Raw genomic sequence first — 13827 nt, forward strand, 5'->3', positions numbered from 1 at the left:
AGATGACACAGACACGAACCACCTCCGATCCCATCCTCGTCGCGGTGATCGGCAACGCTCTCGACGGCATCACCCGTGAGATCGGCCAGACCATGTTGCGCACGTCGCGCTCACCGATCTTCGTGGAAGCGCGGGACTTCGCCACCTCGATCTTCAGCGCGGACTGTCGGCTGCTGGCACAGACCCACTACATTCCCGTCATCGGCGGGGCCACACCTTACGCGCAGCGCGCCATCGTGGATTTCTTCGGCGACGATGTGCACGACGGTGACGTCTTCATCCACAACGATCCGTTCAACGGCGGCTCCCATCTTCCCGACATCACCATCACGCGGCCGATCTTCTGGGACGGCGAGCTGGTGTTCTGGGCAATGACCAAGGGACACAACGCCGATGTGGGTGGCGGAGGCGTAGTCGGTTTCAATCCCGCAGCCCGGGACGTCCTGGACGAGGGGATCCGCATTCCGCCGGTCCGCATCATCGACCGGGGCACGCTCCGCAAAGACGCCTGGGAACTCATTCTTACCAACGTGCGTATGCGCTCGCTCGTGGAGAGCGTCCTGAACTGTCAGATCGGTGCCACTGCCATCGGTGAACGGCGGCTGCACGCGCTCCTGGACAAGTATGGGGCTGCGACGCTCAGTGACGCCACCGATGAGCTGATGCGAGCCAGCGCCCGTCAGGTCCGCGCGCAGATCGCCCAGATCCCCGATGGGGAGTACAGCGCAGAGAGCCTGGTGGACAACGACGGTATCGACAGGAGCCGGCCCTACCGGATTGCCTTGACCATCAAGGTTCACGGCGAGGAGCTCACTTTCGATTTCAGCGCCAGCGACCCGCAGGCCCAAGGATTCATCAACAGCCCGATCGCCAACACTGTCGCCTCGGCCCACCTCGCCCTGTTCGGATCCATCGATCCGGACATCCGCTACAACAGCGGCGCCATCGATCCGATCGAGGTCGTCGCCCCTGTGGGCTCCATCGTCAATCCCAGCGACCCGGCGCCCGTGGCGGCCTGCACCGTTCCTACCTGCGAAGCCATCGCCGGGGCGGTTTGGGTGGCCCTGTCCCAGGCCATACCGAGCCTTGCACACGCCGGCTGGGCACGCTGGTGCACCCCGGCCACCATGGGGGTCAATCCCCGCACCGGGCGCCCCTTCGGCGACCTGCACTTCCTTGGCAAGGGCGGTAGCGGCGCCACCGAAGGGTTCGACGGATGGGACCACCTGTCACCCGCGAACACCCTGGGCGGACTGCGCACCCCGGACCCCGAACTTCATGAACTGGACACCCCGTACCTGCTGGAGGAGCTCGAGTACCTTCCGGACAGCGCGGGCGGTGGCCAGTGGCGTGGCGGACTGGGCGTGCGTTACCGGTGGAGGGTACAGGCCAGCGACATTGCGTGCGCAACCTACGGCAGCGGATTCACGCCGGAGACCGCACCCGTGGGCCTGCTCGGTGGCCGGCCCGGCATCGTCCAGCGCCTCACCCTGACCCCCGAGGGCGCCGACCCCACCGAGATCGACACCAACTCCTTCTACACGCTCGGCGAGGGAGACGTCTTCGAAGTCATCTCCAGCGGCGGCGGCGGATACGGCGACCCGCATCGGCGCGACGTCGAACTGGTGCTGCGCGACGTCCGGGACGGTGTGGTGTCCGTCGACGCCGCGCGCACGGTCTACGGCGTCGACATCGACCCGGACACCCTGGACATCCGGCAGGACGAGACCCGAAGCCTACGCGCCGCCACTCGCTGACACCTTGCCCCGCAGACATATGCGGGCGAACATTCTACGCAACAAAGGAGTTTCACCATGGCCACAACCGCATTCGCGGTGGCCGCCAGCCACGCACCCGGACTGATCGGCATGTTCGACCAGGCCCCGACCGAATCGCAAACGGTGGTGTCCTCCGCTTACGGTTCCATTGCACAACACATTCGCGACGCCGACCTCGACGTGATCCTCATGGTCGCCAACGACCACATGGCCAACAACCGGATCCGGGAGTACCCCGATTTCGTGATCGGCATGTCTCCGGAACATCGCGGACCGGCCGAATTCTTCAAGGACTGGCTGGGGTGCGGCGAGTACACGATTCCCGGCCGCCCCGACATCGCGGAAGCGATCTTCAACGGCCTGAGCCGGCGGGGCATCCGCGCGTCCGCAACTCGTGAGAACCTGAACTTCGACGACAACATTTCGGTTCCGGTGGTCAAGACCGAGATCGAAGCCAGCGGCGTTCCGATCATCCCCATCCTCCAGAACGTCACGGTTCCGCCCATCCCGGATCAGCACCGCTGCTACGCGATCGGACAGCAGCTCGCGGACATCATCGAACACGACCTGCCGGACGGTCTACGCGTGGGACTGTTCGCCACCGGCGGCATGAGCCACGAGCCGGGCGGCGTACGGGACTTCTGGATCGATGAGGAATTCGACCAGTGGTTCCTCGCGCTGCTCGCCAACGGCGATCACGACAAGATTCTGTCCGAGGTCACACCGGAGCGCCTCGACCAGGCCGGCATCGGCGGCACCGGGGAACTGCTCAGCTGGATCCTGGTCATGGGTGCCATCGGCGAGCGGTTCTGCGACGTACTCGGGTACACCGCCTGGGACCAGTGGCGCTGCGGCATCGGCGCCGTCAGCTGGGACATGACCTCGACGCTTGCCGGAAACGAGGAGGTGAAGCAACGGTGAGTCTCGAGAACATCAACCGAGCCCTGGTCTCCCACGATCTGGTGCAGGATCTCAAATGGAACGCTGACCTGCGCCAGGAATTCGAGCAGGACGAGGCAGCCGTCCTCGACCGCTACGACCTGACACCGGCGGAGCGTACAGCCATCGAACAGCGGGACTTCCGCGCCCTCTACGACCTCGGGTTCCACCCCTATCTGGGGGCACAGTTCGCTCGGATCCTGTTTGCCAACAACAAATCCGGAGCCACCAGCGCGGTCCAGCTCCTACTCGCATCGATCCGTCAGGAATCCGCACCGAGCGAGCCGGACGGGAGTCGGCCATGACTCCCGATACCGTCGCGCATCCGTCCGCCGTTCCCGGGACGCAAGCCCCAAGGGCCGGGGAGCAGCACCGCGTCCATCATCTGCCCGCCGGGCCGGACACCGTCCGCGTGGGGGTCATCGACGCGGCCGCGCCGCCGGTGCTCACCGTGAACCCGGGCGACGAGGTCACGCTGTCCACCTGGGGGCACTGGGGAAACCAGGTGACACCGGAGACGGTCATCGGGGACTTCCCACGCATCCGGGAGGGTTTTCCGGAGGCACTCGGTCCGCACTCGATTACCGGACCGATCCACGTGCGCGGAACTCGTCCCGGCGACACGCTGGTGGTCGACGTGCTCGAACTCGTCCCGGCGGGCCACGGGTTCAACCTCGTGGTGGCCCACCCCCGCGGGCGGGGTGTCTTGCGCAGCCGTTTCCCCGACGGGATGATCCGCCACTTCGCCTTGGATCGCGAATCCATGACGACCACGCTCGGCGGGAACGTGACGGTGCCGCTGAAGCCGTTCCTGGGCATCATGGGAGTGGCTCCCGCCGACGACGGCCCGCGGAGCACTGTGGAGCCCGGACCGTTCGGGGGCAATATGGACCTCTCCGAATTGGTGGTCGGCGCCCGTCTGAGGTTGCCGGTCTTCCGCGACGGCGCCGGCTTCTACTGTGGCGACGCCCACGCCGTCCAGGGGGACGGCGAGGTGAACCAGACCGCCATCGAGACGGCCATGGACCATGCGCGGCTGCGGTTCTCCGTGGAACGCGGTGCCCGGTTGCGCACACCCCGCGTCGAAACCGCACACCATTTGGTCTCGACCGGCTTCGGGGGCACTCTCGAGGATGCCGCGCACGACGCGGTGGACGACCTGGTGAACTGGTTGGTGGACGACGGCCTCAGCGCCGACGACGCCTACAGTCTTTGCTCCATCGCAGCGGATGTCCGCGTGACCCAGATGGTGAACAACATCGTCGGAGTCCACACCGTCATCGAGAAACTCACCCGTCGGCCCTGATCGACCGATGCAGACCGCCCCCACCGAGACCGAGATGTCGGCACGCCGGTCGCTGGTACGACACCGGCTCCGGGCTGTGTCGAACCGGGGCGGCCCTCGCGACACGTCGCCTCGACAAGGTGCGCACAGCATACAACGGCGTCCCCGTAAACCGGGGAATCGCCACTCATCTCAGTGAAAGGAAGGTCGATGACGACCCTGCCCATCCCCGACTACCGGACCGACGCCTTCTTCGGCCTCGAAGACAAATGGCTGCAGACCGGTGACGGCGAGCTCACCCACTATCACGAGCTGGGTGCGGGCACCCCGATCCTGTTCCTGCACGGTTCCGGAACCGGTGTGACCGCTGCGGCCAACTGGTGGCTGAATCTGCCCCGGATCGCGGAACAAGGTCGCTGCATCGCGATCGACTCCATCGGCTACGGCCAGTCGATCGTGGCCCCAGACACCGAATACGGTATCCGGGAATGGGTCCGGCACGCGGTACGCGTGCTGGACGCCCTGGGCATCGACAAGACATGGATTGTGGGAAATTCCATCGGCGGCTGGGTCGCCCTGCAGTTCGCCATCGACTTTCCCGAACGGCTGCTGGGCATCGTCTCGATGGGTACCGGTGGAGCGAAGAAAACCGCTGCCCTGGCGGGTCATTCCACGCCTGAACTGTCCGAAGCCGGCATTCGCCGCACCCTGGAGCAGTTCGTGGTGGATACCTCCCTCATCACTGACGAACTGGTGAGCCTCCGCTACCGAGCAGCACTGAACGACACGGCCTCCGAACGCCTCATCGAGGTGGTCTCGGCTCGCGACCGGGACCGGGAAGCACTACCTCTCGACTTCGATGTTCTGTCCACTCTGGATCTCCCGGTGCTGCTGATCCACGGCCTGCAAGACGAGGTCATTCCGGCCTCGCGGACGTGGGAACTGCTCAACACCATCCCCAGCGCCGACTCACACATCTTCAACAGGTGTGGTCACTGGACCCAGATAGAACGCGCCGACGAATTCAATGAGGTGGTCAGCCAGTATCTCGTCCGGCACGGAGTTACCCCGGGCTACTCCCCCTCCTCCTGACCTCGAGGAACAGACGGAGACTGCGCGGTGTCGACGGGTGGCACCGCGCAGTCTCCGTCGGTGTCATACCTCGAGGTTCGCGGCGGGCAGATGTCGTCCGCCTGCAGGGCTTCCGATACCTCGAATACCGAACCCACTGTCTGCCCAGAGGCATTCGCCGGTCACAATCTTGGCGGCATCCGATGCCAGGTAAGTGAACGCAGCGGCGTAGTCCGCGGGCTCCGGGATGAAGCCGAGTGGTATGACTTCTTCGGCTCCAGGCAGGACCGCGTCGATCGGTTGCTGATCGAGATGTGCCAGACCTTCCATCCGCGTGCGGGCAACACCGATTGCCACGCCGTTGACACGCACGTGCGGCGCGAACTCCCACGCCAGTCCGCGCACGATGCCCAGGTTCGCATGCTTGGTGGACACGTACAACGCGCCGTCGTCGACAGCGCGGTAGCTCGCGAGCGAACACGAGAAGATGATGTTGCCGCCGGTGCGTAGCAGTTCGGGTAGTGCGGCACGGGCGCCCAGGAGATACCCCTTGACATTGATCGCGTAGATCTCGTCCACAGCTGCCTCGAGCCGGTCCAGTGGGATCTGCGACAGCGGAAGATTGCCCGCGCCGACGCCTGCGTTCCCCACGAAGATGTCGAGCCGACCGAAGCGGTCGACGGCCTCGGCGACCGCGGTCCGGTTGTCGGCAAGAGTCTCGACCGAGCCGATCGTGACATGTGCGTCCGACCCGAGGTCGCTCGCGAGCTGCTTCGACGCGTCGACGTCTCGATCCAGCACCGCAACCCGTGCGCCGGCCTCGAGAAATCCCTCTACGACTGCGCGCCCGATTCCGTTCGCACCTCCGGTGACCAGAGCGACTTTTCCTGCCAAGGATCCCATGTCGTTGTTCCTATCTCTTCCGGGCGCGGTTACAGCGTCAGGCTGTAACCGCGCCGCCGTTGATGTCGATGACCGAACCGGTGATGAATCCACCGGCATCGGAGACGAGATACGGGATCACTCCCGCGATCTCGTCGGGACGGCCGAGCCGACCCATCGGGATGCGACTCGTCATCGCAGCTTCGCCGTCGCCTCCGGACACGGCGAAGTAGTCCGCGAGGTGCTCGGTTCCGATGGTTCCGGGGTTGACCACATTCGCCGTAACGCCGTGGGCAGCGACCTCGAGCGCAAGCTGGCGAGTGAACCCGACGAGCCCGGATTTGGCGGCGACATAACCGATGGCGTTGCCGCGCTGCGGAGCCGTCGTGACGATCGACCCGATGTTGACGATGCGTCCCCACCCGCGCTCGATCATTCCCGGTAGTACCGACTGGCACAGCAGGAATGGCACCGTGAGATTGACAGCAAGGTGGCCGTTCCACTCGTCCGGAGTCGAGTTGAGCGTGTCGACCGGCCGGGTGAATCCCCCGGCATTGTTGACCAGGATGTCGACCGCGTCGACCGTCTGCAACAGTGTAGTCCGGCCCTGCGCAGTTGTCAGATCACTTGCACACCCACGCACCCGGCCCGGTGCCGTCTTGTCGAGTTCGTGCACCTTCTCTTCCACCTGCCTGGGGTCGCGGGCACACACGACGACGGTCGCACCATGATCGAGCAGCGCCGCGGCGATCGCGGCACCGATACCGCGGCGGGCGCCGGTCACCACTGCGACCCGGCCGGTCAGACCGAGCGCTGTCATCGGGCACCGACCCGTCCGCCCGGCTTGGCGATGCCGCGAATGGCCAGGCCGCTGTCGACGGACACCAGGGTGCCCGTCATCGCGGCCGACTCGGCGCGCGATGCCAGCATCGTGAATACACCGTCGTAGGCAGAGACCGGCGCGACCTCTTGGGTCGGCAGCGCCCGATCGGTCCCGTCGAGTACCGAGTCGGTGATCGCCTGATCGAGCGATTCGGTGCCGCGCAACCGAGTCGGGGCGACACCGGGCGCGACACCGTTGACGCGCACGTCCGGCGCGAACTCGTACGCGAATTGGCGGATCAGACCGTGCACGGCATGCTTGGAGGCGGTATACAGCGAGCCACCTCCGGCTGCGTTGGTACTCGCGAACGACCCGGTGAGGATTACGCTGCCTCGTGATGCGACGAGTGCGTCGAGGCAGGCCCGCACGCCGAGCATCGGCGCGAGCACGTTGACACCGAAGAGCTCGTCGAACGCCTTGGGTAGCTGCTCACCTGTGATGTCCTCAAGACCGCGCGCGCCGTCGGTGATACCGGCGTTGCCGACGAAAACATCGATCTTGCCCCAGGTGTCCAGCGCGGTCTGCGCCGCAGTCGTGTTGCCCGACCAGGTGGCAACATTCGCGACTACGGGTACTACCGCGTCCCCGAGCTCGGCCGCGAGGTCGACGACTGTCGCGGCGATGTCGACGGCGACTACTCGCGCGCCCTCGGCCACGAACCGCGTGACGACCGATCGGCCGATTCCGGCACCGGCGCCGGTAAAGACGACAACCTGATTGTCCAGTGCACCCATGTGACTTCTTCTCCATTCTTCATCGATTCGCCGGGCGTGTGTCGTGGAGACCCGCGGCCGGGTGGTGTTTCTGGGGGTGGTCAGTAAGGAAGCCGGGCGCGTGCCTGCTCTCGTACAACCCGTTCGGACTCGGGCAGCGTGAACAGGGTCAATTGCCCCGTCTCCGGGGTCATGAGCTGGAGACACTGCTGCTCCCACGGTGTGTCGGTCATCGTGCCCGAGCGTGTGGCTCCGGCATCCTCGAGTCGTCGTGCGAGGTCTTCGATCACTGTGTCGTCGCGGACCTCGATGCGTAGGGCATGGTCGGCGTTCAGTCGTACTCCGGTCTCCGCGTCGTCGACGAAGTCCCACTGCGACTCATCGAACAGTTCGAGCGCGGCGGGAGCCACACCGAATAGCACGCCGCGCTGGCCTCCCGGGTGGACCCACTCATCGACGATCGGCAATCCCAGACCATCACGATAGACGCGCACTGCCTCGTCGAGGTCGTTGACCTTCAAACAGATCCGCATCTCGTCGAACCGACGTGCGGTGTTCGCGGGATGCATCGCAGGCCGGCTGATCAAGGCATAGATGTTGCCGTCGGGTGCACGGAAATGTGACCATGCCGTGCCCCAGGAGTCTTCGACTCCTTTGTGTACCTCACCTATGAAGTCCACACCCCGAGCCTCGAGTTCGGCTCGCACCTCGTACACGTCGTCGACGATGAGGCCCGGCACCGGATGGTCGAAGAACGAGTGGTCGGTGTCGACCGGCTTGAACACCTCGAACGCCGTTCCATCGGCGAATGAGAAAACGACCGCATTCTTCTGGTCGAGGGTCATGGTGAGTCCGAGTTTATCCGCGACGAATTCGCGCATCTGCTCGAAGTTCGAGGTGCGGGATCCGACCCACCCCATTCCGTAGACCTTCACGTGATGTTCCTTCCAAAGAGGCCGTGCAAGCAAATTCGGCTCGTTCGCTCGAGGGAGTCGAATGGTGTTGTACGAGGGTGGACCGCGTCAAGGGCCCGAGTTGAACGATGCACGTCACTCTGCCGCGGAAATCAAGTCGGGGCCCTTCCGCGTGGACTCTGTGGGCCGGCCGGAGCGCGGTCGTGAGGATCGAGTCAGCAGGTACACAGAGGCGTAGGCCACGACGGACAACACGAGGACGATGAGCTGAGCCGACTGGTTCAGGATCGCTGGGACAGTGGGTGTCTCGATCAAAACGACGCCGATCACGGACGGCACGAGCCAGGCCACGAGCCCCCAGGAAAGCTGAGGCGCACGAGAGCAATCCGATTCCGCCAGGGTGTAGCGGCGGTCGGTGCGGCTGAGTACGACATGAGTGAACACGATGCCGACCCAGCCAACGATCAGGACGCCTTGCCAGTTCAGTGCCGTCTGTACATAGCTGAACACATCGGTGAGCATCAGCAGGAAGACTGCGATCGAGACGCCGATGACCCATATGAATCGGGGAAAGCGCAATGACGTGAACGTGCTGACGATTCGTTCGAAGTTGGTGGTGCACTGGTAGTAGTTCAAGGTGTTCACCCTGGTCTGAGAGACCACGATAAAGAGCAGACCGGCAAGACCGAGGCTGCCGAGGATTGCCTGTACGACCCCGATTTCGGAGGCTGGCTCGTTGGGCAACACTGTCTGCACCAGATAGATGCCGGCGACGCCGTTGACCACGAAAAGCATCAGATAGAAGACCCAACCGAAGGTGACATTCTCATGGAACTTCTCGTCCCGACGGTCAGCGAACCGCGCGAAATCGACGGTCGTCGGCATGGTGATGAAAATGCCCATGTAGAGAACGAACCCGAGAACCCAGCCGGGAAGTGTCCGGGCCTCGGACGGCACGAGGCCGGTGAAGTTGAGCCACGCCGAATCGCCGCCGAATTTAATGTACGCGGCGACAAGAGTCGCGACTAGGCCGAGACCGTAGAACGGGAGCAGTAAGCCGTTGAGCTTGGCCATCCAGGATTGAACGCTTCCGAGCATCAGGGGGAGCATCGCGACCACCACCACCGCGTACCAGATCCGGATGTCTCCGATTCCGAAGTACGACTGGAACGCCACTGCCAGGGTGCTGCTCTCGAAAAGCGCGTAGTACAAGGTGGTAGCAGCGATCAGAAGTGACGTCACCAAGGCGCCCCATCGTCCGAACATGGGGATGGTCAGCAGATACGTGTTGAGCCCGGAACGGATTCCGAGGCGGACCATCACTATGTTGGCCACTCCGTACACAACCGCAGCGAGCACGATCGCCCCGATGGCATTCATCGTGCCGTACAGCGACGCCGCGAGAGCACCGTAGAACAGCCACACCATCGCACTCAGCAATGACCAGAACGACATGGTGATCTGCCACCGACCGAGTCGTACCGAAATGGGCACCGCGGTGGTACTGAAGTTCTCGTCGGGGTCGATCCCACCGTTGCGGTCGGATGAGACCGAGGGCAGTGCAGGCATGTAGGTCTCCAAACTGTATACATAAATGGATTCAAAATGAGTGTAACGGGAATCACTCCCCGATCAAGGGGTGCCGGTGAGGAATCTGCGAGCCACCGGATCTCGACCCGGGCAATGGCTCAGCGGCACACAAGAAGACCGATACGCAGTATCGTTGGGAAAACTGTATGCAAATTGCAGCGGCTCGAGTGACCTTCGATCGGAGAATCCATGGCAACGGCAGGACGCGTCCGCGCAGGTACAACGGTGGACGATGTGTATGCCGCACTGCGCGAACGCATTATCGACGGCACTTATCAGCCAGGCCTGAGGATGTCCCAGGAGCAGCTGGCGACCGACTTCGAGGTGAGCCGCACCCCGTTGCGCGAAGCACTCCAACGCCTCGAATCGGACGGGCTCGTCGTGGCCTACGCGAACCGGGGAATGCACGTCGCACCCATCGTGAACTCGGAGACCGAGCAGAGCTATGCCCTGCGCGTACTTGTCGAACCCCCGACCATCGCTGCCGTCTCATCAAAGCTCACCGAGACAGACATCGCGGATATGGAGCTGTTGCTCGACGAGATGCAGGACCATCGGGCCCACAGCCGACGGTTTCAGGAGGCTCACCAGCGCTTCCACGATGTGGCGCTGCGCCGGTACCCCAACTACTTCCGGCAGCTGATCGACCAGCTGCACATGAGGATCTACCGGCACCAGCGTGTCTACCTCTCGCATCAGCGGACACCCGACGACTTCATCGAGTTGGACGCCGACCTCGTGAACGCCGTCAAGATCGGCGACTCCGGACAGGTGCGTCGCATCATGGAGTTCCACCTCATCGACGCGGCGATCGGCCTCGTGCTCGACGCCGACCCGGACCACCAGTTCGAAGCCCTCCTCGTCGCGATGGAAGGACGACAGATCGCGATTGCACACCATCCCGACGGCCGCATCGACCGGCCCGCCGAAATCCGCTGGACCTCAGGTGAACAGGTCGACGTGCCGGACCGTGTGACGCAGAACCTGATCCTACGACCGCCATACTGAATCCGGGTCACACCAGACGTGCCGTGAAGAACGCTGAATGGATCGCGTCGAACACTCTCCCCGGCGCGGCGGCCGAACCGACCACCTTCACTTCCAGACCCGCATCGCGCAAGCTCGTGACGAAGTGGGTATCGGCCTCGACCCGACCGAGCGCCAGGACCACCGTGTCGGCAGGTATGAATTCGTCGACGCCGTCACCGGTCGCGTGCACACCGGAATCGTCCACAGCCGTGACTCTCACCCCGGTACGCACATCGACACCCGCCGCACCTAAAAACAGGGGTAGCCGCTCCTGATCGGTGAACACCTCATCGCCCGCCAGTAGCCGGGGCCCGGCCTCGAGGATCGTCACTTTGGCACTGTCCATGCCGGCAACTCGCAGCGCCACCTCGCAACCCTGCAGTCCACCACCGACCACCACAACCGTCCCCATGAGCGGTCGACTTGCCCGGACGTCGCCCGCATAGAGCACCGGTGACGCGGTTGAAATCGGGAAGTCTGCGCGACGTAACGGTGCGCCGGTGGCGGCCACAACCGTGTCGAAGCCCTGTGTCGTGAGCTTCTCGACGTCCGCATACTCGGCTGCGATCACAATTCCACGGCGCTCGACCTCATGCACGAGGTGACGGACCAGTCCAGCCAGATCCTGCTTGACCGTCGAAGCCTGTGCGTGGGCCAGCAGACCACCGATCTCGCCGGGTTCGAACACCGTGACGTCGTGGCCGCGATCGTGGAGCACCGCAGCGCTACGTAAGCCAGCGGGCCCACCACCGACCACGGCCACTCGCTTGCGCGTGTCGCTCACCAGTACCGCGAACCGCCCTTCCTCGGTGACATGAGGATTGACACTGCACCCGGCGCTGCGCCCGCGATTGAGCCCCCGGTGCAAACATCCGTCATTACAGCGAATGCACGGGGTAATCTCCAGAACTCGACCGTCCCTTGCCTTCCGGGCCCAATCAGGATCTGCGAGCATCGCCCGGCCGAGCGAGACGAAGTCGGCGGAGCCGGACGCGATGATCTCGTCGGCGACCTCGGGCGTCACGAGCGAGCCGGACGCGATCACCGGAATCGTCACTGCCTCCTTGATCTTCTCCCACCCCCACCGATGCGGCGCACGCACCTGGTACCACGGGCTGACCTCCCACTCCATTCCGGCGTGGTGGCCACCCGAGCAGTGGAGCACGTCGACACCGTGAGCTTCGAGAAGCCGGCACAATTCGACGGTGTCTTCGATGGTGATCCCGTCCGGTTCGTAATCGGTCACCGACAACCGGATGCTCAGCGGGAAGCTCTCCGGCACCGACGCCCGGATCTCATCCACGATGCGCAACAGCAGTCGTGCACGGTTCTCGAAGCTGCCACCGTACTCGTCGTCGCGCCAGTTCGTGTGGGGGGACAAGAAATTGGTGATGAGATAACCGTGGCCTGCATGTACTTCGACCAGGTCGAATCGGGCGGCCCACGCCCGGGCCGCCGCCGCGCCGAACGACTTCACCACCGCATCGATTTCTTCGACCGTCATCGGCGTCGGGACCACGCCGTACTGCCCTTCCACGTCGGACCAGGACGAGGCGGTCGCCGATTTGATCGGTGCGGTGCCCAGAAACTTCTGCCGACCCCCGTGCGCGATCTGCAGTCCCACCTTCGCACCGGTCGAGTGCACCTCGTCGGCCAACCACCCCAGACCCGGGACATGCTCGCGACAGGAGTTCCCGAGTTGGTTGTGGATGGCCTTCGACGCATCGTCGTCGATATGGCTGTACTCGACCATCACCAGCCCCGCGCCGCCCTCACCCAGCCGGCGATAGTGGTTGACGGTTCGTTGGCTGACGGTCCCATCCGAATTGGACGTGGCAGTACTCTGCGGTGATTTCAGGATTCGGTTGGGGATCTCGATGGAGCCGATCCGACCGGGTGTGAACAACGCGGGAAACTTCACTGAGACTCCATGTGACGACAGGCGCCCGACGGCGCTTCGGAGGAACTGCAGGAGTAGGTGCGGTCAGGGAGCGAGCAACGCACCAGCGCGGGGCACCACCGGGTCGAGACCGAGCCGGCTCAGAATCCGCCATGTGGTTGCCGCAGCCGCGGACACCACCGGAATATCGAACTGCTGCTGTACGGCGTCGAGGACCGGTAGCGACGGCATCTGCACGCAGGCGCTGAGCACGAGCGCATCGGCCCCACTGATATCGACCCGGCGGACGTGTTCGAGCAGGTTTTGCGGATCGAGTCGTCCCACCGCGAGATTGTCGGGCACCTCGAGCGAAAGCGAATCCACTACGTTGAAGCCCTCGTGTTCGATGTAGTCGCAGACAGTGGCGGTCAGCGGCTTCATGTACGGCGTGACGACCGCGATGTTCTTGACTCCGAGATGTGCCAGCGCCTCGGTGAGAGCGCCGGCCGAGGACAGGACGGGAATCTCGGTACCACTCTCCTGCCGCGCGACCGCCGACAACTTCGATTCCGACTCGGAGTGATATCCGCGCCCCTGCGACATGATCGCTACCAGGCAGGCGTAGGCCATGGCGTCCACGCGCGCGTCGGCGAGTTCGGCCGCGCACCGCAGCGAATCGGCGTCCATTGCCGCAAGTTGTTCGGGCGTGACGTGCTGCATTCGCATCCTCGAAGAGTGGAATGTGAACCGGTCAGGACGAATTTCCTCACGCGCGCGGAGCATCGCCGGGATTTCCGTCTCCATCGTGGTGTTCGAACTCGGCACGATCATGCCGATGCGGTAGTTGGAAGTCATTGTGTTTAC

13 protein-coding genes are annotated in these 13827 nt (G+C 64.2%); 6 read left to right on the forward strand and 7 right to left on the reverse strand.

Going from position 1 to position 13827, the window contains the following annotated elements:
* Window positions 1–2: 2 nt before the first annotated feature.
* The 5 genes from ACTDXD_RS08845 to ACTDXD_RS08865 all read left to right on the forward strand — a co-directional run bounded on the left by ACTDXD_RS08845 (window position 3) and on the right by ACTDXD_RS08865 (window position 5094).
* Window positions 3–1757: a hydantoinase B/oxoprolinase family protein gene (locus ACTDXD_RS08845; protein ID WP_440126684.1), complete on the forward strand. Its 1755-nt coding sequence runs from the start codon at window positions 3–5 to the stop codon at window positions 1755–1757.
* A gap of 57 nt (window positions 1758–1814) precedes the next feature.
* Window positions 1815–2699, forward strand: a complete 885-nt coding sequence (locus ACTDXD_RS08850; RefSeq protein ID WP_440126685.1) for a hypothetical protein — start codon at window positions 1815–1817, stop codon at window positions 2697–2699.
* Entirely contained in the window at window positions 2696–3022 is a 327-nt protein-coding gene (locus ACTDXD_RS08855) for a hypothetical protein (protein WP_054804870.1), read from the forward strand. Before ACTDXD_RS08850 ends, ACTDXD_RS08855 begins: the two co-directional genes overlap by 4 nt.
* Window positions 3019–4023, forward strand: coding sequence for an acetamidase/formamidase family protein (locus tag ACTDXD_RS08860; protein ID WP_440126686.1), 1005 nt, complete (start codon window positions 3019–3021; stop codon window positions 4021–4023). The genes ACTDXD_RS08855 and ACTDXD_RS08860 overlap by 4 nt, the downstream gene beginning before the upstream one ends.
* A 189-nt stretch (window positions 4024–4212) precedes the next feature.
* The gene (locus ACTDXD_RS08865) at window positions 4213–5094 is read left to right on the forward strand and encodes an alpha/beta fold hydrolase (protein ID WP_440126687.1); all 882 of its coding nucleotides are present in this window, start codon (window positions 4213–4215) and stop codon (window positions 5092–5094) included.
* A gap of 63 nt (window positions 5095–5157) precedes the next feature.
* On the opposite strand, the gene ACTDXD_RS08870 is transcribed toward ACTDXD_RS08865, so the two are convergent.
* The 5 genes from ACTDXD_RS08870 to ACTDXD_RS08890 all read right to left on the reverse strand — a co-directional run bounded on the left by ACTDXD_RS08870 (window position 5158) and on the right by ACTDXD_RS08890 (window position 10034).
* On the reverse strand, window positions 5158–5976 hold the full coding sequence (locus tag ACTDXD_RS08870) for an SDR family oxidoreductase (RefSeq protein ID WP_054810440.1): 819 nt from the start codon (window positions 5974–5976) through the stop codon (window positions 5158–5160).
* A gap of 37 nt (window positions 5977–6013) precedes the next feature.
* On the reverse strand, window positions 6014–6775 hold the full coding sequence (locus tag ACTDXD_RS08875; protein ID WP_054804873.1) for an SDR family oxidoreductase: 762 nt from the start codon (window positions 6773–6775) through the stop codon (window positions 6014–6016).
* Window positions 6772–7572 (reverse strand): SDR family NAD(P)-dependent oxidoreductase, encoded by an 801-nt coding sequence (locus ACTDXD_RS08880; RefSeq protein ID WP_440126688.1) that lies wholly within the window; start codon window positions 7570–7572, stop codon window positions 6772–6774. Before ACTDXD_RS08880 ends, ACTDXD_RS08875 begins: the two co-directional genes overlap by 4 nt.
* An 80-nt stretch (window positions 7573–7652) precedes the next feature.
* Window positions 7653–8486 carry a VOC family protein gene (locus ACTDXD_RS08885; RefSeq protein ID WP_440126689.1) on the reverse strand — a complete coding sequence of 278 codons (834 nt, stop codon included), beginning with the start codon at window positions 8484–8486 and terminating at the stop codon, window positions 7653–7655.
* Window positions 8487–8600: 114 nt separating this feature from the next.
* Complete coding sequence (locus tag ACTDXD_RS08890) at window positions 8601–10034, reverse strand: purine-cytosine permease family protein (RefSeq protein ID WP_440126690.1); 1434 nt, start codon at window positions 10032–10034, stop codon at window positions 8601–8603.
* A 210-nt stretch (window positions 10035–10244) separates the two neighbouring features.
* On the opposite strand from ACTDXD_RS08890, the gene ACTDXD_RS08895 reads away from it, so the two are divergent.
* A complete protein-coding gene (locus ACTDXD_RS08895; RefSeq protein WP_054809633.1) occupies window positions 10245–11063 on the forward strand; it encodes a GntR family transcriptional regulator in 819 nt (272 codons plus the stop codon).
* Between the two features lie 7 nt (window positions 11064–11070).
* Here the strand turns inward: ACTDXD_RS08895 and ACTDXD_RS08900 are convergent, their stop codons facing one another.
* Complete coding sequence (locus ACTDXD_RS08900) at window positions 11071–13005, reverse strand: oxidoreductase (protein ID WP_440126691.1); 1935 nt, start codon at window positions 13003–13005, stop codon at window positions 11071–11073.
* Between the two features lie 63 nt (window positions 13006–13068).
* Window positions 13069–13818, reverse strand: coding sequence for a maleate cis-trans isomerase family protein (locus ACTDXD_RS08905; protein ID WP_440126692.1), 750 nt, complete (start codon window positions 13816–13818; stop codon window positions 13069–13071).
* Window positions 13819–13827: the final 9 nt, after the last annotated feature.

It is taken from the genome of Rhodococcus sp. SJ-3 (genome assembly GCF_051918125.1).
GTDB lineage: Bacteria > Actinomycetota > Actinomycetes > Mycobacteriales > Mycobacteriaceae > Rhodococcus.